Below are 24,146 nucleotides of genomic sequence, written 5' to 3' on the forward strand. Positions count from 1 at the left end.
ATATGATAATGACATCATATCATTTCATCAGCACCTTCCAAAAGCTGATGGGTAAATACACATTCTCCAAGTAAGCTGCATCCACAAACATAGGAGCAATCTCTTCTGGAGTATATCCAGCGATACCGCAGCCAACAGGAGTTACTAGAAACTTTAGTTCTGGATGCTCCCTGGCATATTGCGTAAATCTCATGATGGCAAGCTTTGTATTATGCTCACCCTCCATCGTGGGAATCGAGTACGACTGACCTTGCAATCCTTCACCATTCCCCCATTCTGCACCAAACTCATTGTAGGCCACACGAGCAGCACCAGCATGGTGCATACCCAGCGCATTGCTTCCAAACACGAAGATCTCGTTTGGTGCCAAGCTGTAAATCACAGATGGGATGATACGTGTAGGCAATGTTCCTGTATTACCTCCAGTCATCCAATAACGCTCTTCATCTGTGTAGATGTTCGTCTTTTCCATCGTTCTTATGATTTTGTTAATATTAAGACCTAAAGGTCTAACTGTTACAATCTGGATGCAAAAGTAGAAAGCCATTATGCAATCTATCTGCACTCTCAGAAAAAAGACGCCCTTCAAATGCAAAAATACAATATTTTTTCGAATAACATGACGAAAATATCAATTTATTTGCTTTAGGAGTGTTATTTTTATGAAAAATGTCTGTTTTTCGAAGAAAAAACCTTATTTTTGCATATTGATAATATATAAAAACAAGAAATATGGAGAAACAACCTCTAAATCGTATTAAGGTGATGCTTGCTGAACGCATGCTAACCAACAAGCAACTGGCTGAGATGCTCGGTAAAGATCCTGCTACAATATCAAAGTGGGTCACCAATACATCACAACCAACTTTAGAGAATTTGATTGAGATAGCTCGCTGTCTCAAATGCGACATGAACGACCTTGTCAGACTGGACAATGTCGTTACTATAAAAACAGATAAATGAACTAATTAAGGAAAGACTCTATGCCAACAAACAAGAATGCACAACTGCGCTACCGGATACTGGACAGATGCTTTAGCGACTTTCATAGAACATATAGTATTGAGGACCTCCTTGACACGGTCAATGAGTCCCTCATGGATCTCTATGGCTCCCAGGTCAGCATCCGTCAGATTCGTGAAGACATCAAGTATATGAGAGATAGAGTCACCTACAATGCCCCTATCGAAACATATCCCTTCGATGGGAGGAAAAGTTACTACCGTTATTCAGACCCAAGCTTCTCCATCTTTAATAATGAGTTGACAGCCGAAGAAATAAAGTCTCTTCGCTCCACTATCGACATACTAAGTCGTTTCCGTGGTGTGCCGAGTAACGCATGGTTGGAAGATGTTATCTCAAATCTCGAATTCCGTTTTGGTGTCAAGCCCAATACAGAGAATATCGTGTCATTTGACCACAATGATCTGCTGAAGGGAACAGAATTCTTGGGAGAACTGATAGAATCCGCATTGAATCATCAGCCTTTGAATTTGCTCTATCGCACTTTCGCTGGCAATGAAAGAACAGCCATCCTCCATCCTTACCATATCAAGCAATTCAATAACCGCTGGTTCCTCATCGGATTGCAGGAAGGTAGTCATGGCAATTACATCACCAATAAAGCCCTTGACCGTATCGTGAAGTTTTCACGTGCCAATGTGCCGTTTATTCCCAATACGGGAATAGACTTCAATGAGTATTTCAAGGACATCGTTGGAGTAACATTACCCGAAGACCATCCAGTGGCAGAGGAAGTACTGTTGAAGTTTGACGAAGCGCGTTTCCCTTACGTGGTGAATAAGCCAATCCATCCTTCACAGGAGATTGAAGACGAAGAACAGCACATTATCAAACTCATGGTTCGTCCCAACAAGGAACTTGAAGCACGCATCTTTTCATACGGAAATCAGGTTGAAGTACTCAAACCTGAGTGGTTGAGGCGGCAAATTGCTGAGAAAATTGAGAATTTATTGAAAAAATATTCAACAGTGCAGAAAGACTGCAACATAGAATGATAATTTTGCAATTATATTATAAACAATGATAAATGACGCAGACATAAGTGAGAACCAACTCCTCCACAGCTACGGAGAGAAGGTTTGTATGAATCTTCTGAAAGATCATACCACTCAGCAGAATATCTACTGGGCAACAGATTCGTATGCTGACTACGGAGAGGATTTTACTTTCTTTGCACCTATCACGCTCGACAAGATTACATCCTATGCCTCGAAAGAAGGCAAGGTGATTACGAAGGAGCAATACAATGAGTTGGTCAAAAAAAATCCTGAAGAGAAAGGCAATTACCAGGAGATTATCCGACCACGTGCCGTGAAGTCGAAAGAAGAACAGACGCAACGTGCCAAGGATAAGGCAGAAGTATTTACTCCTGCATGGATTTGCAATGCACAGAACAATCTCATAGATGAAGAATGGTTCGGCAGAAAAGAAGGACTCTTCAATTCGCCCGACCCAGAGAACCCTCAGAAGTGGATTAACAATGAGGAGAAAATTGAGTTTCCTGAAGGTAAGACCTGGAAAGACTATGTGGCAGATACCCGTCTGGAAATTACCTGTGGTGAAGCTCCATACCTCTGTAACAGATATGATGCCGTTACCGGTGAGTATAACGAAAATGTGAAATATCGCATAGGAATGCTTGACCGTAAACTCCGAATCGTTTCCGAGAATACGAAGGACTCCAAGGATTGGATTCTTTGGGCTAAGATCGCTCTCCGTGCAACTTACGGTTTCGAATGGCAAGGCGATAACCTTCTACTTGCCAGAGAAGCTCTCTTCTTTACATTCGAAGAGCATTATATCGCTCGGTTTGGTGAAAAGAAGTTCAACCAAAATAAGATGCGTATGATGCCAGGTGCTGCTTACATTATCTCCTGGAACGTGTGGCAGATGGATGGATTGACATACGGACTTCCAGGGCATACGCCTAAGGAGTTGTCTTCAGAAGAGAAAATACGGATTATTCAAGACTTTGAAAAGAAAAAGTCTGATTTGGGAATATTCAGAACTCCAGAAGCCGAGAAAAAATTGGATGCTGAGAGAGATGGATTAATCCACAAAGAATATCCATCCTTTGAGCGGTTCTGCCGAATAAAAGACTTCATTAAAGGTATCAACCTTCAGAAGTCAACGCTGAGAAATATAGACTTTCACGACAAGTCGGCTATCAAACAGACCTTCGAGTCGTTAGTAAACAACGAATAATAACAAATAACAAACATAATTATGGCAACGTACTCAACCCTTGAAGAAATAAAGACCGGCATGCAGGATGACCTGTTTGCCGACGACCTTATCACTCTTCGTTCTGAGCAAAGGGACGCAATCGACCAAGCGAAGGAGCGTTTCTGTAAAAGAAGTGGAAGACGTGGTGAATACCAGTATGAAGTTCTTCCAGAATATCGACAGTTCCTCTGGAATGCCAAGATGCGTTTCGGCAAGACCATCTGTGCCATGCAGCTTATGCGCGAACTGGATGTGAAGCGCACCCTTATCATCACCCACCGCCCTGTAGTAGGAGAAAGTTGGCTCCAAGCCTTCAAACAGGTTGTGGGCAGCAAAAGTTCTGAGCCTAAGGTAAAAGGCAACAGCGACATCCACAAAACCTATGGTTTCGGTATGCGTTCGGATGATGAGAGTGAGACTGTAGGTAACTACTATGATTTAGAAAGCTTTGTCGAGACTCCAGGCAATCATTATGCCTTCTTCGTTTCCATGCAATATATTCGTCTCTCGGAACTTGTTAATAGTAAGACTCAGGCAAAAAATGCAGGTGTTGGCAACACAACTTCCGCATCGAACGAGAAGCTGAAAGCTGACATTCTGAAAACCGACTGGGATTTAATTATTATTGACGAGGCTCACGAGGGAACTCTTACCTCATTGGGCAAAGGTGTCATCCGGGACTTTCTGAAGAAAGAGAAAACCAAGATGCTCTATCTCTCTGGAACTCCTTTCAATCTCTATGAGGATTTCAAAGAGGATGAAATCTACACCTGGGACTATATTGCCGAGCAAACAGCCAAGCATAACTGGGACTTGGAACATCCCAAGGAGAAGAATCCGTACGCTGAACTGCCGAAGATGAATATCTTCACCTACGACATTACCAAGAATATCGATAATATCCTGGACCAGACTGGCGTATTCTCGTTCCCTGAATTCTTCCGTACATGGACTGGTAATCCTAAAGCCGACAAAGCATCTATGCCAGAGGGTGCTAAAGGCCGTTTTGTGCATGAGCCGGAAGTATCTGAGTTCTTGAATTTACTCAGCATAAAGGATGACGAGAATAATTTTCCGTTCTCAAAACCTGAATATCGCCAGATGTTCCGTCATACACTTTGGGTAGTATCTCATGTCAACGAAGCGGCAGCTTTGGAGCAACTTCTGAAAGAGCATAAGATTTTCCGTCACTTCGATGTTGTGAATGTAGCAGGTAGAAGCGATACTGACGAACAGAATGAGAATGCGCTCGACAAAGTGCTTAAAGCGATTGGCGACAATCCAGAGAAGACTTCTACCATTACCATATCCTGTGGCCGTCTGACTACAGGCGTTACTGTAGCGCCTTGGACTGCCGTGTTCTATCTGAAAGGTGGCGACCGTGCTGCCACTTACATGCAGACCATCTTCCGTGTGCAGTCTCCATACAAGACTCATGAAGGTAAGATTAAGAAAGAATGTTATGTATTCGACTTTGCGCCCGACCGCACCTTGAAAATTGTGGCTGAAACTGCAAAGTTCTCTTCTATGGCTACAGCTAAGGAGAAGAAGACGCAGGAAGGCGATGAAGAGAAGACGCAGGAAATGCGCGACAAGGAGACTGTTCGTGAATTTATCGAGCTTTGTCCTGTTCTTTCTATGGATGGAGGCAAGATGAGCGCAATGGATGTCAATGACATCTACAAGCAGTTGGAGAATGTGTTTATCGACCGACTGGTACGTAAAGGCTTTGACGACCCATGCCTCTACAACCAGGACGAACTGAACAAGGTGAATCCTGAAATCATCAATCATATTGGTGAGCATGGAGGCAAGGCTCCTGACGAAAAGCGCAAGGATGCGAAAGATACCGTTGATCTGAGCCACATGACCGATGAACAGCGTGCCGAATGGGAGGAAAAGATTCGCCAGAAGAAAGCAGAAGCCAAGAAAAAAGCTGAAGAAAAGCTGAAGAAGGACGAGGAGTTCAAGGCAAAATGGGAAGCTATGTCTGATGAAGAGCGTGAGCAGTGGCTGAAGGAAGAAGCTGAGCGTATTGCCCGACGTGAGAAGGCAAAGGAAGAGCGTGAGGAGTTTAAAAAGCGTATGACCAATATCCGTGGTATTGCGCTCCGTATTCCGTTGCTGATGTATGGCGGTGCTGATGCAGGAGACCCTAAGGACGAACTGACTGTTGACAACTTCACCCGAAAGATTAAGGATGAGTCGTGGACTGAGTTCATGCCGAAGGGAATCTCGAAGGAAGATTTCAACAAAATTCGTAAATGCTTCAATGCTACCCGTTTCGAGGAAGCGGGTAAGAAATACCGTGCCCTTACTCGTGAGGCAGACTTCATGCATATCGATGAACGCATCCGTCAGATTACGGAGATTTTCTCTTATTTTCGCAATCCTGATAAAGAGACGGTGCTTACTCCTTGGCGTGTAGTAAATATGCACATGAGTGACACGATTGGCGGTTGGTGCTGGTACGACGAAACTTTTGACGAAAAGACAGGAGTACTCGACACACCTCGTTATGTTGACCAGGGCGTTGTAACCCGTCAACTGTTTGACAATGTTGACCTTGCAGGAGAAGTTCAGACAAGGATATTGGAAATCAATTCGAAGACTGGTCTCTACCCTCTTTATGTCACCTACTCTCTCTTCCGTCGTCGCTTGGATGAATACATCAAGGCGGAATGCATCGACAAAGAGACGGTCAGCGTGCAGGAAGAACAAGTGGTATGGGATGATATTGTAAAGGATAACATGTATGTTATCTGCAATACTCCTATGGCTGTGGGTATCACTCGCCGCACCCTCTTTGGTTTCCGTCAGGTTGACCAAAAAGCGAATATCAAAAACGTACAATTAATCGAACGTGCTTCTAAGGACCAGGAAGGACTCGTAAAAGAACTGAAGTCTGTTGGTTTCTGGAAGGGCAATTCAAGTAAGCAAGAAATGAAATTTAATGCTGTGGTGGGAAATCCACCGTATCAGATTATGGATGGTGGCGCACAAGCAAGTGCAACGCCTGTTTATAATTTATTTGTCAATTTAGCAAAAAAAATGCTTCCTAATTATATATCTATAATTATGCCAGCCCGTTGGTATAGCGGAGGAAAAGGCTTAGATGAGTTTAGAGTAAGTATGTTAGAAGATAAGCATATAAAGCGACTTGATGATTTTACAAATCCTGAAAACGTTTTTCCTCATACTAATATACGAGGAGGTATTTGCTATTTTCTATGGGATATTATGTATGATTCTCAAGAAAAAAAGACTCGAGTTATTAGTCATGGAAATAATGGCGTAATCTGTGATAAAATGCGCTTTCTTAAATTAGACAATATTGATACATTTATTCGTAGTTATGAAGCTATTTCTATAATAGAAAAAATAAGGAATAAAGACTTTTCAAGTATAAAATCAATTGTGTCAGCTCGTAAACCATTCGACTTACCTACAGATTTTATCAAAAACAGTCAATATAAACAGTCTTCAGATGAACTTACAAATCCTCTCTTGTGTTATGGAAAAGGACATTGTATAGGATATGTTGAAAGAAAACTAATAAAGAAGAACAATGGATGGATAGACAAATATAAGGTCATTACTCCATATGCCAACAATATAGGAACTGAGTTAAATGATGATAATCTCAATGCTTTTATCTCTGAACCTAATAGTATTTGTACTGAGACATATCTTGTAATAGGAGCCGATTTAAACTTGACAAAAACAGAATGTCAAAATCTCATAGGCTACCTACAAACAAAATTTGTTAGATTTTTAATAAGTCTATCAAAATCAGGACATCATGCGACAGCGGCAGTTTACCAATTTGTACCTTTATTAGATTTTAGCAAAACCTGGACAGATGAGGACTTATACGAGAAATATGGCTTGGACCTCTTTGAACGAGAGTACATCGAGTCGTTGATTAAGCCGATGGACTAATTCCCTCTCGAGTGATTCTTCAAGAACAACGGTATTAAAAAAAGTAGATTATGCCAAAGAAAGAATATACGTCTTTACCGATAAACTATCCTGTATGTGAGCATAGCAACTGCCCTATGGCAGCTACCTGCTTGCATCAGGTAGCCTACTCTATGTTGCTGGAACAGAATGAAGAGTATGTGCGTCTGATCAATCCCACCAGATGCAGCAAGGACGAGGCATGTACATACTATCGGGATAAAAAGCCTGTGATATTCGCCAAAGGATTCACCAACTTCCAAAAGCGTATGTACCCACAGCAGTATGACCAGTTCATGACTACACTCATACTCCACTTCGGACGCAACCAATATTTTAAGCGCAGACGTGGTGACATTCTTCTTCCACCTGAGGAGCAAGAAGTGATAAGACTGATGCTTGAAAAGGTAGGAGCAGACTCCAAAATGGACTTCGATAAATACGAGGAACACATCAATTGGAGTGCCTGATTCATGCCTTCAAAGTACCTTGTCAGTACCACATAAGTGTTACTACGGTGTCAGTTACCTGATACTCCAGTACCACCTAAGATAAACTCCAGTACCAGTTAAGCGGTACGAAAAACGGTACTAAGCGTAATTGAAAGAGGAAAAAAGTTAAACCATAACATAAATAAGACAATATGACATCAAACGATATAAACGATATGATGCTCTATGGTGAGCGCATAAACATAGAATATAAGGAAGCTACAAACGAGCTTCCAAAGTCGGTATGGGAAACCTATTCTTCCTTTGCCAACACTATTGGCGGAACTATTATACTTGGTATCAAGGAACGCCGAAACCATACAATTGAGCAAGGACGTTTTGAAGTGACAGGAGTTAACGATACCGACAAAATCCTAAAATCATTTTGGGACACTATTAATAGTGATAAGGTAAGTCGTAATATTCTCATGGAGGACAATGTGGAATGTATTGACTATAATGGCAAAAACATTATAGCCATACACGTACCAATGGCAAACTATACCATGCGTCCTATCTACATCAATAAGAACCTGATAGGAGGTTCGTATAAGCGCAACTTTGAAGGAGACTATCATTGCACAGATGAAGAAGTTAAATCAATGTTGCGTGATGCCAATGAAAATGGCAACGATGGTACATTGGTAGAAAATTATGACTTAAATGACATAGACATGCCTACCCTACATGCCTATCGTAACCGCTTTGAAGTGAGAAATGTGGATCATGCTTTCAACCAACTTGACGACAAAGAGTTTCTGAGAAATATGGGAGGATATGTTTTTGATAGAAACACGCATCGCGAGGGATTAACCGTTGCCGGACTCATGATGTTCGGCAAAGGACTTCCTGTGCGTGACCGCTTCGACAACATACGTATGGATTATATAGACAAGACCAACTTAGAAACAGATAGCCGTTGGAGCGACCGATTGACATATGATGGTACATGGGAAAACAACCTTTTCAACTTCTTTATGCGAGTTATTGCCAAGCTCACACAAGATTTGAAACGTCCATTCAAACTCGAAGGTATGGAGCGTATCGATGACACGCCTATACATAAAGCTGTACGTGAAGCTCTGACCAACATGATTATCCACGCTGATCTACTCATCACTGGAGTACTGAAAATAGAGAAGTACGAGAAAGAATTTCTCTTCTCTAATCCAGGCTCGCTAAAACTGCCAATGGAGGACATCATGCATGGTGGTAATTCTAAAGCAAGAAATCCACGAATACAAAATATGCTACGTATGATTGGCTATGGCGAAAACATCGGTAGTGGCTATCCAACTATATTAAAGACATGGAAGGAACAAAACTGGCGCAAACCGATCTTGATAGATCGAACAGAATTGCGTCAGGTAGATCTCACATTGCCTATGGTAAGTCTTCTTCCTGCATCAACTTTAGCAGAAATGAAAGCTTATTATGGCGAAGAAACATACAATAGCTTTACTGCCAATGAGCAACAAGTAATGGCATACGTTTGGAATGGTGATAGTGTAAGCAATATGGAGCTGCAGCAAATGCTTGGAATGAACTCTTTGGAAATAGGCAAGTTACTGCACAATATGGTTGATAAAAACCTGCTTAACCAAGAAAGCAAAAACCGCTGGACCACATATAATATAAATAAAGAAATCACTCCTGAAAACGGATGTGAGGTAAAGAGTGAGGTTAAGAATGGGAAAAGTGAGGTTAAGAATGAGGAATGTGAGGTTAAGAATGGGAAAAGTGAGGTTAAGAATGAGGAATGTGAGGTTAAGAATGAGGAATGTGAGGTTAAGAGTGGAAAAAGGACTCTTGCAAACTCAGAAAATGACGTATTGAACCTTATCAAACAAAATGCTCATATTACGTATGCTGAAATAGGTGAAACATTGGCTTTAGGTGAAACCTCTGTTTACAAAATACTTAAACACCTGAGACAAAAGAATCTTATCCATAGAAAAGGTGGTAGAGTATTTGGTTATTGGGTAGTAAATAATAGTGAGAGTTTCGAAAAATAGAATGAGGGCAATGAAACAAGTGATACCTACACCAGCATCCATCCGCAAGGCTTACGTGGAAGAATATCTGAAACGCAGGCCCGATGCAGAGGAGTTCGCCCGATTCACCGAATCGGAACTGGCTGACTTCATACGAAAGCATGAGTCACCAAACTTTGAAAGCATCTATACACAGCTCGACCATAACTACTATGATCGAGTACGCCATGACATGGCAATAGACGGACAGATGAGAACAGAAGACAATGCTGCTGACAACAGGTATTCCTTACATCTGAAAACATGGTCAGGGTTTCTGGAATCAAAAGCATTCCGCAATCTATTCAAAACAAAGATTGCCATAGAGGATTTGTCATCTGATGCGGAACCATCAGCACCTTCTACTCCATCATTCCGGGAAGAAACCGAAGGCGAACGGAAACATATTCTGAAAGAGATGGATGTGATAAGGCGCAATCCTCAGCTCCGCCAGATGTGCCTTGACAAGTATGGCTACCAATGCCAATGCTGTGGAATGGATTTTGAGGAAACATACGGCAGAGAACTGGGTGCCAACTTCATGGAAGTGCATCATCTAAGGATGATTTCCACATACGAGACCGATGGCGTACCCAAGGACTTTCTGGAGAATCTGGTACCGCTATGCAGCAACTGCCACAGTATGATTCATCATATCAAGGATTCGGAACAACCGTTAAGGGACTTGCGTGAAGCATACCGAGGCATCAAGAAAGAAATTAAAATATGGAAACAAGACTAAGCAAGAAGCTTGCAGACAAAATAGCATCGTTAGACACCAGCCATCCATACGTATGGAAGCTGAGATTGTCGGAGGCAGATTTCAATGAACTTGAAGTCTGCCTAAGCGCTATTGTGTCTGATTGTGGAGTAGCAGCATTGGCAAAGCCTGAAAATGCCACGACAACCATTGTCTATATGGCAGAATGGTATAAGCGCAAATACCAAAGTGGCAACAGGAACCAACTGATAGAGAATCTGGATTTAGAAACACTCTGGTCCAACTCAGGCATCAGCAAGAAACGTTATCTGTATCAGGATGATAGCGGACAGAAGCGATGGCTCTACTCCATCTATGTGCTTGGTGGTCTTGCCATACAGCATGAGCTGAACCGTCATGACAAGATGAAGTTCCTGAAAGGACTTTGCCGTATCTATCATGGCGAGAACTATACATTAGAAAATCTGGATGAAGCATCAAGAGCTGCAGCATTCAGAGAGAGTATCAAGCGCCAGCATTCCCTTTATGAATACATAAAGGAGATTCTGAACGGAGAAATGCCCTTCCATGAAGACGATCTGAAGGATGCAGCATCTGACGTGAACCGATTCGTGGCAACCATCAAGGCTGCCAACGATGAAATATTGAAGATAAAATTCCGTTTCGAATGGCAAGTAATATTCTCGCCAGACTATACTTATATGACACGCCGACTCAACCTTTGGCTGAAACCAGAGGAAGTAGGTGGAGGTCTGCACCAGTATCTGCGTTACGATCGTGTGCATCTCTGGGGCGTGCCTAACCCAGAGAAACAATTACACCTATTTATATATATAAGGTTCAAAAGAGGCGATGAGGTGATAGAACCATCGACCATGGATAATCCTATCATCACCTATCTCAACCACAGCGTGAACGACTTCGTTGCCTTTGGCGTAGAAAAAGGAGTACAGATCAAAAACATCCCTACATCACGATTTGATAAGATAGAAATCGTGGTGAAGGATGATGAAGGTAATGAATATCTGGCTCAAACACAGAATACAACAGAATACATCCAACTCTGGCGACAGGGAGACTATGGGGAGGCATGGACTTCTACCCAGAACACGCAGAAGGAAACGGCAGTGCTGTTTTCAAACCGCTGCAACTTGAAGGATGAGACCTTTTCCGAAGAAGTATATCGCAAGCGATTCCGTGACCAGAAGTTTGGTACAACCGATACATGGAACTGGATTTACATCTATGATTGCGTCAGCTTCCTGGATGAGCAAGGCAAGGAAATTAACCTGTATAACCGCATAGGCTATGACCAGGTAACCACAAGGCTTTATACCGACACCATTAGATATGTGGGTGGCGGAAAGGTGAAGCATTACTATATAGACGACCCAGACATCAGCGATGAATATGAGGTAGATGAACTGCCACTGATATTTGGATGGGAAGATGTGATCGTTCGCCATTTTGCTACAAAGGATGATATTCTCCATGCTCAGCCAGAGGAGGAAACCGAGGCAGAAATGATAGAATTCAAGCAAGAGAACGGCAGATATGCAGAATGGACAAAGATGGATGAGCCTCCGTATGGTGAGGTGACATTAAGGGTAACAATAAAAGGAAAGCCGTTATTGTTTACCGTAGTTTATCTGCCAAGAATGGATAAAGCTTCTCCTATTAAACGAGACTTCGAGTCAACGCTCATCAGATACAAGAATGTAGATGGAACAGAGGCAGAACTTCAAGATGAAATCCCGATGGATGGAAATCCTCTCTCCCCTACACTACCTGTCAGGTACGGAGAAGATGAAAGCTACTATGAAGTAGATGTCTATCGACCAACCCTATTGAAAGAGGTCATGCTTGATGGCAAGATTATCGAGTATCTGAATGATGAGGAAAAGCTCAATCTTCCTTACATCTTCAAAGACAGGGTTCAGCTGAATGACTTCAGCGAGAAAGGTTATCAGGCATACGAATGCAGAAATCTGAGTAGTATTTATTCGCAGGACTTCATCAATATCTCCGGTAATCCATCGGTAGGTGAAGCTGCCTTAAACGCCTGGCGAAATGACAATCACTATGTAGGGAAGCTACTCGATGCCATGACTCCTGAAAGTCTGGTAGTATGTTTCGGCAATGACCAGGAGCACAGTTCATGGAAAGATGAACAAGCTCTATACTGGAACTATGACGAGAAGACTGAACCTGAGCCTATCAATCCGGATGAAGATGCAGACTCAAAGAGTACAGGTGTGATATTTCAAGACATCAGTACGACAGAAAATCTGCAATGCAACCTGGGAACGGATATCGACAATGATCCATGGGCATGGGAGGACATTGATGAATCAGTTACTGAATCCCTCCTGAAATGTTTCGAAGTGGCAAATCATTATGGCACATACTTCTTCCTGATGAAACCATTGAGAAATATGGAAAGGGACAAGGTCGTATCGGAAATATATGAGCCTTTACTCGAAAAGAGAAACGGCACATTAACGCCAGAAGACAAACAAGGACTGCTCCGCTTTTCCGAAGAGTCTGGATTTGACTGGCAAGAGTTTAATATACACATAGATAACGAAATATAGACAAGAAATATAACAAGATTATGAACTTCTCTGAACTATATAACAACAATAGAACAGCGGTGGAAAGAGCCCTCGTTGCGATGTGGTGTGGTGAGTCGAACAACGACAGTCAACGCTCGTACATCAAGCAGATGAAGACTCTTATCGGCAATCTATTTGCGCCTGAGAATGCCGTGCCTGTAGTTCAATGCATGAACTCATATATCCCAGTTGCGCCTGAGAAAGCTGAGGAAGCCAAGGCTTTGGTGGGCAAACTGTGGAACTTTAAATATTCTCCATACGAGCATCAGTATAAATGCTGGGATGTATTGCTCAGACAAAGAACGGCAGACGATAAGCCAAAGTCGATAGTCGTGACCACGGGTACTGGTTCTGGTAAGACGGAGTGCTTTATGATGCCATTGATTTATGACCTCTCACAAAACGCACTGCCAAATGAGATACAGGCTCTCTTTCTCTATCCTCTCAACGCCTTGATGGAAGATCAGAAGGAACGTCTGGAAGAACTTCTGACGGTTGCCGAATCTTCTACCGGCACTCGCCTGACCTATACTGTATATAATGGTGATCTGCCAGAAATGGAACCAAAGAATACTGACAAGTCGGATGATGCAGAGAAAATGCGCCATCGCATAGAGCATGTGACTGGAGGCAAATATGAATGGGTAAAGGAGGATCCTGACGGGCAAGGACATTACGAGCTGAAGAACTCGAAATATCCTCACATGGTCTATACACGTAAAGCTGTTCGCAACAACCCTCCTCATATCGTATTGACCAACCCAACCATGCTGGAATACATCTTATTGAGAGGAGCCGATGCAAAGTTGATTGTAGCAGGAAAGCATAGTCTTCGTTGGGTTGCCATCGATGAGACCCACTCTTATACAGGAGCTGGAGCAGCAGAACTTGCGATGCTTCTTCGCCGAGTGCTTCTCGCCTTCAAGGTGGATGCACAGAATGTGCGTTTTGCAACATCATCTGCTACCTTCGGAAATGGTGAGGACGAAGAGAAGGATGAAAGAGAACTGAAAGAGTTTATTGCCGGTATCACTGGCGTAAGAGCTGACCAGGTGGAAGCTATTGGAGGTAAGCGTATCGGAGAAACAGAAATTCCGAAGGGTGAAGACGAAGAGCGTTGGAGAAAGATATTCAAGGCTGACTATATCTCTCTGGATGAACTATATCCAGAGAATGCATCTATCAGCCAGAAACTGCAATGGCTCGACGAGATGTGTCAGCGAGAAGAAGACCGCTGCAAGGCAGAAGGTCTTAAGATGCCTGTATGCAAATTGAAGGTACACTACTTCTATCGTGTCCCTAACAACGGACTTTTTGTCCGCTTGAATGAGTTTGCTGATGGTTCTTTCAAGATATATACAGAAAACGCTATCGGAAAGAAGATAGGTGAAGATGCTCTGTCATTGACTCCTATCGAGGAAGCTCCGCTGCTGGAACTCAGCCGATGCAAGCATTGCGGAGAATATGTAGCACTGGCTTCTGTCAATACTGAGGATTGGACTTATGAGGCCATCGCAACTGATGATAGCGATATGTTCGACCTCGACATGGCAGAAAGTAATGACAACTCAACGAAGAAGTATGCCATCTTCGGACTCTCTAATGAAAAGAACATGAAGGGAGACGGTAACGTGAAATTCCGTTTGGTTCCAGGAGGCAAACTTCAACCATTGACACCTGCCGATGAAAAAGAAACAGGAAGTTGGCATGTTGTTGGCAACATCCAGGGATGCTGTCCTTACTGCAATGCCAAACAGACCAAGAACCACAATACAGACCAGGATGTGGAAGGTGATGCAAACGGTAATATGGAAGACAACCGCCTGCAGAAGTTCCGTCTCTCAGCCGACTTCATCTCACGCATGATGGCTCCAAGCATCCTTGACCAGTTGGATAAAGGCGATTCAAAGACAGGCGGCATCGTACTTCATGACGGTCAGCAATATATCAGTTTTGTGGATAGCCGTCAGGCTGCAGCAAAGGCAACCTTGAAACAGAATCTGGAACAGGAACGTATGTGGTTCAACAGTATCATATACCATGAACTGTGTCGCAGGAAGGCAAATGGACTGACCAAGGAGGCTGCTATGGCACAAATCTTAGCTGCAGTTCAAGCAGATCCTATGTCTATGATGAAATATACGCCAATGATGGCTAATCTCCAGTCGCCTGACCCTAAGGTGGTTCAGAAGCAGCTGGACGAGATGTCGTGCAAGTATATGACCTGGTCAGAGATAGCAGAACTTCTGAAAAATGATCCATACTGTCCGGTGTTTGCATCCGTATTCGTGAAGCGTTCGGGTGATAGCGATGAGGTGGAAGACGGACTTCCATCAGATGAAATCATTGACAAGTATATCCAGAGTATTATGGTGATGTATCTGGCACATCGTCCTGCATCTGCAGCATCTCCAGAAACTTTGGGCCTGTTTGAGACATGTTATCCTCAACTGAAGAAAATCAAGTTGCCAAAGGCCGTAGAGGACTTCAATGATTTACTGGACAACCCAGCTAACCAGATTACAGAAGAGGACTGGAGAAACCTGATACAGGTTTATCTCGACTATACGGTACGAAGCAACCAGTCTTTCTATCTTCGCATTCCTGGAAATGACAAGATAGACATCTTCTCAACGGTACGTTTTGCTACAGAGAAGCCTCGCCGTCGTCCATTTAACAAACCTAAACTGGAAGAAGGTAAGGTTTCAACAGCCCGTATTGTGCGTTATCTCTGTGCGCTGATAGCACGTGATGACAACACATTGACCATGAACGATGCTCAGCGTCAGTATTTCCATGAGATTTCTGCTGTAATAGATTCTCTTTGGGAAACTCTGACTGGCGATGAGTATAAGATATTGCAGGTGGGTCAGCGTCTGGATGATACAGGACACTTTGTCAATGAAAAAGACAATGCGCCTCGTTTCAATCTGAATGACCTCTGCTTCAAGCTCTATGATGACGTTTATCTATGCGATACCAAAGCAGACGGTAATCGCCATGCAGTCTGCCTGCGCCCTATCGGAAACAATTTCAAGCGTTTCTCTCCATATTTGGAAGGTACTACACCTGTAGAATTACGTGAGGATTTGCATGAGCAATGGGAGGCTTTCCCATACTATAAGGGTTCAGCAAAGGAAGGAGACAAAAAGACTATAGAATCCTGGGCTAAGACGCATAGAGCCTTACTTTGGAACAATAACATTTGGGGAACAGATGGTGTATTCTCAGACCGTCTGGAGGATATTCATGTCTTCCCAAATCTCTTTGTACAGCAGGAGCATACTGCTCAGGTTGATAAGAGTGTGGCTCGTGGATTGCAGTCGAAGTTCAAGGATCATACCATCAATATTCTTGCCTGTTCTACAACTATGGAGATGGGTGTAGACTTGGGTAACCTGGAGGTAGTATTGCTGTCGAGTGTTCCTCCTCTGCCAGCCAACTATAAGCAGCGTGCTGGTCGAAGCGGACGTAACAATAAAGTTCGCAGTGCATGCATAACTCTTTGTGGTTCAGACGTGATAGGTCTCAGAACATTGTGTAATCCTATAGATAAAATAATCAGCCGACCAGTAAGAGTGCCATCTGTAGATTTGAAGAGTCCTCAGGTGATTCAGCGTCATGTAAACTCATTCCTTGTACGTGCCTTTGGTGTGTTTACCGAAGGAGCTAATGGTGGACGCCTAACACAAAAGGTAGCAGACTATTATACCCCATTTGAAGTGAAGGTAATCAACGGCAAGATTGAGTTTGTGAAGGACAATTAATAATGAGATATCCAAGATTGAAGGGCTTGGACCTGCCTACCAGGTTGGACCATCATACTTCTTAAAGTTGGGTGATAATGGTGGAAACTTTGAAAAGCTGTGGAATATGAATATCGAACCATTGCTTCGAGAATATATCCGTGGTTTCCGCAAATCAGAAGAAATCATGGAGAAGTTGAGAAATGCTTACTTCGATACCAAAGAAAGCAACTCAAATATTAATGATAACGAATTGGTCGATGAGAATTAACTTAACAGATAATAATATTGGACAGGTGAAAGCTGGGATATTTCTTCGTAAAGATGTCTCAGCTTTATTCCCTATTGCCGACAAGACAATAGCTCAATTATGTCATGAAAATGAGAATCTGCTAATATTTCCCTATAGTATAGAGGATTCTGACGATAAAGTCGGTGAAGCTTCTGTTATGACCATTCTAAATACAAGTGACTCTGAAAAGGTACGTATTACCACAGGAAATGTGATGGGGTTTATCGGTGTTGGAAACCTGCAGATAAAAATTAAATCCCGCTTTGACGAAGGACGCGACGACTATCTCTTACATTACATGCTTCAAAAGGTCTTTTCATTCAATCTCTTTGACCTTAATCACAACAACGAAAAAGAGGATGTATTTGACTTTATTATGTTTATGTTCCCTCACTTGCTAAAGAACGCAATGCGTCAGGGCATATACAGAGAGTATCAGAACTTCAAACATAATGACGCAAAATTAAAAGGTACTATTGACTGGAAACGCCATATTGCCCAAAACATTCCGTTTGCAGGAAATGTGGCATACTCCACTCGTGAATATACCTATGACAATGACATGACTGAGTTAATCCGTCATACAATTGAGTTTATGAAGTCAAAGAGATATGGTCAATCCGTATTAGGTTTAGATCAGGAAACTATAGATAATGTAAAATCTATAATTTCACTAACTCCTTCATATAACAAAAATGAGCGAAGTGCAATTATTGGTAAGAACCTAAGACATAAGAGTCATCCTTACTATACGGAATACCAGCCCCTGCAATGCCTTTGCTTACAAATTCTAAGAATGGAAGAAGTAAAGTACGGAGAAACAGATGAGGAGATTTGCGGTATTCTGTTTGATGGAGCCTGGCTTTGGGAAGAGTATCTGAATACCATTCTACAAAAAGAGGGCTTCAAGCATCCTGAAAACAAGAAACATAAAGGTGGCATCTATTTGTTTGAAGATCATAGTGGAATCCGTTATCCAGATTTCTATAAAGATGATATTGTTCTCGATGCAAAATACAAGAAGCTTGAAAGTTATGAAAAGGTTTCAAAAGTTAATCGTGATGACCTTCATCAGTTAATCACATACATCACTAACTTACAGGCATCGAAAGGAGTTTTTATAGCTCCTTTGCCTGAGAGACAGCAGAAAATTCCAAAATCACGGTTGAAGGACTCATCTGCATCACTATATATATTAGGTATTGAGATTTGTCACACCTCCACTTCTTATGCAGACTTCTGTGAAAAGATGAAAGCAAAAGAAGCATTCTTTGTAGATACATTAAGACAATTATAATTGGTCAAATTACATATATTAAAGCAGGAAGAAACAGTTCTTTCTGCTTTTTTTCGTGTGTCGGGCATGACACTAACCTAACTGGTTCAAATCCAGTCGCAGGTATTTACCGCCAAGCGAAGCGAATGGCAAGTCGTTGACAGTAATGTCAAGGATGAAGGAAGCCAATAGCGAGACTATCGAGCCTACGAACAGGAACTTGGTATAAGGCTAAATGGGAAAGGATAAGACTGCGAAACAAGTTGAAGTCCGAATGGTAAACGTATCCCCCAAAACAGTAAACTGAGAGGTTGTGAAGTCGGCAGGTTAGTGCCTTACCCCGAGAGGCCCATCCAGCGTGTCAGCTCACGTGCGATAAAAAGCTTATGGGTGGGAGTCAGCTGAGTCCATAGTAGGTGCCTCACCAGTACCGAAGGGACTAATGTATGTATAGTGCAAATCGCTGTAAGCAATGCGTTGATAGTTCGGATGTGAGGTATGACGTATGTGAAAGAACCGTAATCTTTCAAGGTCGGAAGTAACGAGAATGTTTCAACGTAAATTTACAAGCAGAACGAAAAGCAGCAAATGGAATTAGTAAACGAGATTGTAGAAGCAAGAAACTTCTGGGAAGCCTGGATGTCTGTCAGGCGCAACAAAGGTGCTTCCGGCATAGATAATATGTCGGTAGATGTACTTGACGTGTATATGCCTCTGCATATGGATGAGATAAAGCAATCCATATGCCGAAAGCAATACAAGCCATCCCCCGTAAGACGTGTATTTATCCCCAAGCCCAATGGAAAGCAACGTCCCTTGGGCATCCCTACAGTAGTAGACCGTGTGGTGCAGCAGGCGACCGCCCAAGTGCTAAACCGCATCTATGAACCATTGTTTAGTGAGCATAGCTATGGTTTCAGACCGAATCGCAGTTGCCATCAGGCAATCAACCAAGCATTGGACTACTTGAATGCAGGGTATGAGTGGGTAGTGGACTTTGATATAGAAAAGTACTTTGACACGGTCAATCACGACAAGCTAATTTCAATCCTACGTGAGCAGGTCAATGATTCTGCCACTCTCCATCTAATTCGCTCGTTCCTAAAATCGGGTGTAATGGAGGGAGGTTTTGTCAGTGCAACCACAGAGGGAGTTCCCCAAGGTGGTTGCATATCCCCAATTCTGTCCAATATTTACCTTGACAAGCTCGACAAGGAACTCGAAAGTCGAGAGTTACGTTTTGTCCGTTATGCGGATGACTTCGACATATTTGTCAAGAGCGAAAGGTCAGCGGATAGGGTAATGGCATCAGTGAGTCGTTGGCTCGAATCAAAACTAAGGCTCAAGGTAAGTGCAACGAAGACCAAGGTGGTCAGACCCACAAAGAGTGTATTCTTGGGTTTTACATTTTGGAAAAGCACGAGAGGTTGGGAATGCCGACCTACAGATGCAGCCAAGGAGAAGTTGGAAACCAAGGTGAAGCAAGTTTTAGTTCGCAAGAGAGCAACTGCTCAACCAATGTCTTACATCTTCACAAAATTAAATCAAGTCATAAGAGGATGGGTTAACTATTACCACATAGGTAGTATGGCGACTTATCTCCGAGATGTATTTGGTCCTTGGTTACGCCACAAGGTTAGAGTGGTCATTGTAAAGCAATGGAAGAAATGCAGTACTATCCACAAGAATCTGCTGAAGATAAAGTCAATCATCAAGAGTAGAATCACGGACGATGCAATTTATCAAGCTTCAATGACAAGGTTGGGTTGGTACCGACAGTGCGGGCTATCCACCATAAACTTCCTCCTCAGCCCCCAAGTATTAGGGTTACCGAGAGTTAACAGGACTGATAAAAGCAAGGGCCGACCTGGCTTGGTCGACCCTTATGACTTGTATCAGAGTTTGCGTTCTCCTATATGTATGTAGCGCCGTATACGAGACCCGTACGTACGGTGCAATGAGAGGTGCTGGGGGTAACTCCCCACATCTACTCTATTATCATTTTTGCACATTCTTTTGATTGTGCAGATAGACTGCACAATCAATTCATACCTTTGCAGCAGAAGTTAAACATTAATAGGAAAAGGTATGGGACTATTCGATTTCTTATTTTCAAGCGGCGTTTCAAACAGCCAAAAGAAAGCGCATCGCAACGCTGGTAATAATACCTCAGGCCATGAAAACTATGCTCGTGGCTATGAAGATGGTTATGACGATTGCTGCTGCGACCATGATTGTTCTTATGAAGACTATCATGATAGTAGTTATTGTGATCGTGATGAGTATGAAGGCATCGAGAATGATGAGTGCTATGACGATAATTGCGGTTGGTAGTTACCTTCTGAAAATGGATTTTTCACATTATTATATTATAAGGTTATGAAGAAAATAGCAATTCTTTTAGCAGCTACAATGGCTTTCGCCATCAATAGCAATGCGCAAAGTATGCAATCTGGCTATAAAGGCCATGTTGAAGCAGGTTATTCTGTTGGTATCGGTGACTATGACTTTGGTCGTTTTGAAGTCAACACAACCCATGGCTATCAAGTGAATCCTTATATCTTCCTTGGTGCTGGTACTGGCTTGCATTTTATGTCATCTTACAAAACTGGTGATATGGAAATACCACTTGATGTAAGAGACAGTAAAGTAGATATTCCGGTTTTCGCAAACTTCCGCAGCAATTTCACGAAAGGCAAGATTTCGCCTTTCTTTGACATCAAAGGAGGAACGTTTGTTACCAATAATGGTGGTCTATACGTGGTGGCTTCATTGGGTGTAAGATATGCTCTGAATAGCAAACAGGGACTTAGCTTATCTGTAGGATATGCTGCTGAGAAACTTGAATTTGAAACATTTGAACGTTTCAATGGCAGATATGATATGAGTTATACTCGCAAGCCTGCGACATATGACACAGAGTCAGTTAGCGTCAAACTTGGATTTGATTTTTAAAAGAATAATGTCTATCAAAACAATATAGAAGATGAAAAAGTTTATTTTAGTTACACTTGCTGCATTATTTGTATGCAGTGCGGTAGATGCTCAAATTCTGCGAGCAGAAGAGTTGGAAAAGTACGCAAAAGAAAAGTATGGAGAGAAATGGGTTGATGCAGCAACCAATCTCGGTACCCAGTTGACATTGGATAAGAACAATGCCATCACCTATACTCAGGTTATCCCTGCTGAAGGCAAGACCAAAGATCAGCTTTATGTGTTGCTTAACTATTGGTTCACCGCAACTTTCAATGATGCGAACTCCGTCATCAAATTGAATGACAAGGAATTGGGAACAATCATCGCACAGGGTTTTGTAGAGAGTATTGCACAACATGCAGGTGGTACTAACGCTTACAACGTTAATTTACGCCCTGTTATCAAATGTGATATAAAGGACAATAAGGTTCGTGTTACCTACACAGTACCATTCTATTCTGTCAATGTTGCCGTTGGTGGCGGTTGGATGGGTGCAATGGGAGGTACTATCCCTACCCGTTCTGATCAGAATTGGCCACTTGATAAATGTTATCCTTTTGCCAAGAAGGACTCTCACAAGAAGACTTCCTGCAAAGCACTTGTCATGGCTCATGCCTACTCTAATGTTGTAATGGACAAGATTGAGGAGTGCATCAAGAATGGCTTATCTGGTAATGAAAACGACAATTGGTAAATTCAAAATAACAAGAACATTATGAAAAAGTATTTATTTTTCCTTCTTACCCTCGTGGTAGCATCTTTTGCATTCATATCATGCAGCAGTGACGATGATGACAATGGAGACTATGACAAGTCTATGATTGTGGGAACCTGGGAGATGACTGCAGTAAAGACATCGGAGTCTGGTACGTATGTTGACTGGCCTTTCAGAAAGACTTACGCCACATTCAATGCAGACGGTTCATATTACGGCTCCGGATATTTCGGAACAGGTCGAGGAACATGGTCTTTGAAAGGAAACACACTGAATACATATGTTGAAGGTGAACTATTTGCTTCTTATACCATCATTACTGCGACTTCTACAGTATCAGAAATGAAAATGTCTATTGGTGACGAATCTATTTGGGTAAAATGCAAGAAGCAATAATACCAATCAAGCACTACTTTGTAATGCATTGAACATACTTCAGAAGGATGACAGGGTCAAACACCTTGCCATCCTTTTTTGTTGTCAAGTGCAGATGGGGGCCAGTTGACATGCCGGAACTTCCAGATACCCCAAGCACCTCTCCTGCATTGACAAACATCCCCTTTGAGACCCAGAAAGCAGAAAGATGGCAATAGCTGATGGTATAGCCAGCTGTTCTGACTGTGACATACTTACCTGAGCGATTGTCATGGCCAACGCCAGTCACTTCCCCAGGAAACATGGAAAACACTTTCTCGTAATGAGCTGCCAGATCCACGCCATTGTGCATGATGGTCTTGTGCTTCACCGGGTGATTACGCATTCCAAACCTTGAATTGATCTGAATACTTTTCAACGGAAACGAAGCCCGAAGATAAGGAAGAACATCTCGGGAAGAATCCGGAGGCAGAGAATCAGCCTTCATCACAGAGTCCACAGAAGCAACATGAGTTGTTTCTTGTGGACTCTTCTTTTTAGATATACTATGCTTCTTCACATACCCAATCGTATTGAATTGGGCATGTGAAGGAATCTTTGTAAGCATCATTGTCAGTATCAATATGAGTGTCTTTATTGCTTTCATGTTGCAAAGGTAATCAGACTCAGCTCAACAACACGAAAGAAGTTACCTCTTCCCTATTATATCTAACTTTATTTATGTTTATAGTATGATAATTGAAGAATAATCATACTACTTTCATAACTATCTATAAAACTTTGATGATACTAACATACATATTTATCTTCTTCTATATCTACAATGTAACTTTGTTGTCGGTTTGGCTTTAGGCGCAGTCTGAATAAGACCTGTCATAGGTCAGCCACCAAATAAAAAACGAATAAAACAGAAGCAAATGAATTACAATTTCGATGAGAACGAGATGCCTTATGGCATCCTTGAACGTTTCGGACTCACCCAGACAATGATTGACGACTTACCCACCGATGTCCTCCAGAACATCTACAATGGTCGCAAGTCGCCAGTCCTGCCAGTTCACATCACAGCCGATGATGGTGAGGAAGTCAAAGCACGAACCAGGTTCAGCCTGGTAAGAACAGCCGAAGGTGGCGTTGACGTGCTTTTCTATCCACAGCTCGATGAGTTAGACTTGAAACTCTTCAACGAGCAGCAGGAGAAGAACCTTGTTGCAGGAAAGCCTATCATCGGTCATTTGGAGAGCAACGAGGTTGGTAAGGAACTCGGCAGTAAGTGTTTCTTCCAACTTGATCCTGAAAGCAAGCAGGTGCTCAGTGTTCCAACCCCGGTCATAGGCAGAAACATCCAGTATGTAGCAGACCGCTATCACCTTACTGGCGCAGAGATGCAGAAGTTGCAGAATGGAGACATCCTTACCGTCGTAGAGGATGACGAGGAACAGTCCATTGGTATCGACCTCAACTCCAACACCGGCATCCGTTTCGCAGCAGGCAACGAACTTGTCTGGAAGCGAGAAGCCAAGCGTGACTGGGATAAGTTCAACTTCGGCATCTTCGGCTGTTGGGCTATGGATGAAGACGGTAATCTCGACTACATCCCAGAAGAGAACTACACCGAAGAGATGTGGAATGAACAGAAGAAACTGGGAATGCGCATGATGCAGCGATAACCCAAAGTATTAACCCATAAAACAAGA

General features: G+C 42.5%; 19 protein-coding genes. 17 read left to right on the forward strand and 2 right to left on the reverse strand.

Features of this window, described 5'->3' with window-relative positions; genetic code table 11:
• Positions 1–19 precede the first annotated feature (19 nt).
• Positions 20–406 carry a hypothetical protein gene (locus DW917_RS00755; protein WP_370453497.1) on the reverse strand — a complete coding sequence of 129 codons (387 nt, stop codon included), beginning with the start codon at positions 404–406 and terminating at the stop codon, positions 20–22.
• Positions 407–732: 326 nt separating this feature from the next.
• Here DW917_RS00755 and DW917_RS00760 point away from each other — a divergent pair, with 326 nt between their 5' ends.
• The 16 genes from DW917_RS00760 to DW917_RS00835 all read left to right on the forward strand — a co-directional run bounded on the left by DW917_RS00760 (position 733) and on the right by DW917_RS00835 (position 22,470).
• Positions 733–963, forward strand: coding sequence for a helix-turn-helix transcriptional regulator (locus tag DW917_RS00760; protein ID WP_118115545.1), 231 nt, complete (start codon positions 733–735; stop codon positions 961–963).
• 20 nt (positions 964–983) lie between these two features.
• The gene (locus DW917_RS00765; protein WP_118115547.1) at positions 984–2,018 is read left to right on the forward strand and encodes a YafY family protein; all 1,035 of its coding nucleotides are present in this window, start codon (positions 984–986) and stop codon (positions 2,016–2,018) included.
• A gap of 25 nt (positions 2,019–2,043) precedes the next feature.
• Positions 2,044–3,228: a restriction endonuclease subunit M gene (locus DW917_RS00770; protein ID WP_118115549.1), complete on the forward strand. Its 1,185-nt coding sequence runs from the start codon at positions 2,044–2,046 to the stop codon at positions 3,226–3,228.
• A 21-nt stretch (positions 3,229–3,249) separates the two neighbouring features.
• Complete coding sequence (locus DW917_RS00775; protein WP_118115551.1) at positions 3,250–7,191, forward strand: Eco57I restriction-modification methylase domain-containing protein; 3,942 nt, start codon at positions 3,250–3,252, stop codon at positions 7,189–7,191.
• Between the two features lie 50 nt (positions 7,192–7,241).
• Positions 7,242–7,679: a DUF6078 family protein gene (locus tag DW917_RS00780; protein ID WP_199545450.1), complete on the forward strand. Its 438-nt coding sequence runs from the start codon at positions 7,242–7,244 to the stop codon at positions 7,677–7,679.
• 173 nt (positions 7,680–7,852) lie between these two features.
• The gene (locus tag DW917_RS00785) at positions 7,853–9,715 is read left to right on the forward strand and encodes an RNA-binding domain-containing protein (RefSeq protein WP_118115553.1); all 1,863 of its coding nucleotides are present in this window, start codon (positions 7,853–7,855) and stop codon (positions 9,713–9,715) included.
• A gap of 10 nt (positions 9,716–9,725) precedes the next feature.
• Positions 9,726–10,475, forward strand: a complete 750-nt coding sequence (locus tag DW917_RS00790; RefSeq protein WP_158570048.1) for an HNH endonuclease — start codon at positions 9,726–9,728, stop codon at positions 10,473–10,475.
• Complete coding sequence (locus DW917_RS00795) at positions 10,460–13,048, forward strand: hypothetical protein (protein ID WP_118115557.1); 2,589 nt, start codon at positions 10,460–10,462, stop codon at positions 13,046–13,048. Before DW917_RS00790 ends, DW917_RS00795 begins: the two co-directional genes overlap by 16 nt.
• 20 nt (positions 13,049–13,068) lie before the next feature.
• A complete protein-coding gene (locus DW917_RS00800; RefSeq protein WP_233524583.1) occupies positions 13,069–16,836 on the forward strand; it encodes a DEAD/DEAH box helicase in 3,768 nt (1,255 codons plus the stop codon).
• A 106-nt stretch (positions 16,837–16,942) separates the two neighbouring features.
• The gene (locus DW917_RS17640) at positions 16,943–17,086 is read left to right on the forward strand and encodes a hypothetical protein (RefSeq protein ID WP_233524584.1); all 144 of its coding nucleotides are present in this window, start codon (positions 16,943–16,945) and stop codon (positions 17,084–17,086) included.
• Positions 17,076–18,404, forward strand: coding sequence for an McrC family protein (locus tag DW917_RS00810; RefSeq protein WP_118115559.1), 1,329 nt, complete (start codon positions 17,076–17,078; stop codon positions 18,402–18,404). The genes DW917_RS17640 and DW917_RS00810 overlap by 11 nt, the downstream gene beginning before the upstream one ends.
• 567 nt (positions 18,405–18,971) lie before the next feature.
• Positions 18,972–20,309, forward strand: coding sequence for a group II intron reverse transcriptase/maturase (ltrA, locus tag DW917_RS00815; RefSeq protein ID WP_118115561.1), 1,338 nt, complete (start codon positions 18,972–18,974; stop codon positions 20,307–20,309).
• 162 nt (positions 20,310–20,471) lie between these two features.
• On the forward strand, positions 20,472–20,717 hold the full coding sequence (locus tag DW917_RS00820) for a hypothetical protein (protein WP_118115563.1): 246 nt from the start codon (positions 20,472–20,474) through the stop codon (positions 20,715–20,717).
• A 45-nt stretch (positions 20,718–20,762) separates the two neighbouring features.
• Positions 20,763–21,338: a hypothetical protein gene (locus tag DW917_RS00825; RefSeq protein WP_118115565.1), complete on the forward strand. Its 576-nt coding sequence runs from the start codon at positions 20,763–20,765 to the stop codon at positions 21,336–21,338.
• A 31-nt stretch (positions 21,339–21,369) separates the two neighbouring features.
• Positions 21,370–22,053 (forward strand): DUF4468 domain-containing protein, encoded by a 684-nt coding sequence (locus DW917_RS00830; protein WP_118115567.1) that lies wholly within the window; start codon positions 21,370–21,372, stop codon positions 22,051–22,053.
• A 21-nt stretch (positions 22,054–22,074) separates the two neighbouring features.
• Positions 22,075–22,470, forward strand: a complete 396-nt coding sequence (locus DW917_RS00835) for a lipocalin family protein (protein ID WP_118115569.1) — start codon at positions 22,075–22,077, stop codon at positions 22,468–22,470.
• 13 nt (positions 22,471–22,483) lie between these two features.
• Here DW917_RS00835 and DW917_RS00840 read toward each other — a convergent pair whose 3' ends face one another.
• Positions 22,484–23,095: a M23 family metallopeptidase gene (locus DW917_RS00840; RefSeq protein ID WP_118115571.1), complete on the reverse strand. Its 612-nt coding sequence runs from the start codon at positions 23,093–23,095 to the stop codon at positions 22,484–22,486.
• 271 nt (positions 23,096–23,366) lie between these two features.
• On the opposite strand from DW917_RS00840, the gene DW917_RS00845 reads away from it, so the two are divergent.
• Positions 23,367–24,119 (forward strand): DUF4099 domain-containing protein, encoded by a 753-nt coding sequence (locus DW917_RS00845; RefSeq protein ID WP_118115573.1) that lies wholly within the window; start codon positions 23,367–23,369, stop codon positions 24,117–24,119.
• Positions 24,120–24,146: the final 27 nt, after the last annotated feature.

Origin of the sequence: Prevotella sp. AM42-24 (genome assembly GCF_003461825.1) — a bacterium.
Taxonomy (GTDB): domain Bacteria; phylum Bacteroidota; class Bacteroidia; order Bacteroidales; family Bacteroidaceae; genus Prevotella; species Prevotella hominis.

Excerpts from the sequence above, each read along its gene's own strand:
- DW917_RS00765 (WP_118115547.1), top strand. The coding sequence starts at position 984 with ATGCCAACAAACAAGAATGCACAACTGCGCTACCGGATACTGGACAGA.
- DW917_RS00760 (WP_118115545.1), top strand. The coding sequence starts at position 733 with ATGGAGAAACAACCTCTAAATCGTATTAAGGTGATGCTTGCTGAACGC.
- DW917_RS00810 (WP_118115559.1), top strand. The coding sequence starts at position 17,076 with ATGAGAATTAACTTAACAGATAATAATATTGGACAGGTGAAAGCTGGG.
- DW917_RS00820 (WP_118115563.1), top strand. The coding sequence starts at position 20,472 with ATGGGACTATTCGATTTCTTATTTTCAAGCGGCGTTTCAAACAGCCAA.
- DW917_RS00775 (WP_118115551.1), top strand. The coding sequence starts at position 3,250 with ATGGCAACGTACTCAACCCTTGAAGAAATAAAGACCGGCATGCAGGAT.
- DW917_RS00840 (WP_118115571.1), bottom strand. The coding sequence starts at position 23,095 with ATGAAAGCAATAAAGACACTCATATTGATACTGACAATGATGCTTACA.
- ltrA (WP_118115561.1), top strand. The coding sequence starts at position 18,972 with ATGGAATTAGTAAACGAGATTGTAGAAGCAAGAAACTTCTGGGAAGCC.
- DW917_RS17640 (WP_233524584.1), top strand. The coding sequence starts at position 16,943 with ATGAATATCGAACCATTGCTTCGAGAATATATCCGTGGTTTCCGCAAA.
- DW917_RS00785 (WP_118115553.1), top strand. The coding sequence starts at position 7,853 with ATGACATCAAACGATATAAACGATATGATGCTCTATGGTGAGCGCATA.
- DW917_RS00835 (WP_118115569.1), top strand. The coding sequence starts at position 22,075 with ATGAAAAAGTATTTATTTTTCCTTCTTACCCTCGTGGTAGCATCTTTT.
- DW917_RS00790 (WP_158570048.1), top strand. The coding sequence starts at position 9,726 with ATGAAACAAGTGATACCTACACCAGCATCCATCCGCAAGGCTTACGTG.
- DW917_RS00770 (WP_118115549.1), top strand. The coding sequence starts at position 2,044 with ATGATAAATGACGCAGACATAAGTGAGAACCAACTCCTCCACAGCTAC.
- DW917_RS00800 (WP_233524583.1), top strand. The coding sequence starts at position 13,069 with ATGAACTTCTCTGAACTATATAACAACAATAGAACAGCGGTGGAAAGA.
- DW917_RS00845 (WP_118115573.1), top strand. The coding sequence starts at position 23,367 with ATGAATTACAATTTCGATGAGAACGAGATGCCTTATGGCATCCTTGAA.
- DW917_RS00780 (WP_199545450.1), top strand. The coding sequence starts at position 7,242 with ATGCCAAAGAAAGAATATACGTCTTTACCGATAAACTATCCTGTATGT.
- DW917_RS00830 (WP_118115567.1), top strand. The coding sequence starts at position 21,370 with ATGAAAAAGTTTATTTTAGTTACACTTGCTGCATTATTTGTATGCAGT.
- DW917_RS00825 (WP_118115565.1), top strand. The coding sequence starts at position 20,763 with ATGAAGAAAATAGCAATTCTTTTAGCAGCTACAATGGCTTTCGCCATC.
- DW917_RS00795 (WP_118115557.1), top strand. The coding sequence starts at position 10,460 with ATGGAAACAAGACTAAGCAAGAAGCTTGCAGACAAAATAGCATCGTTA.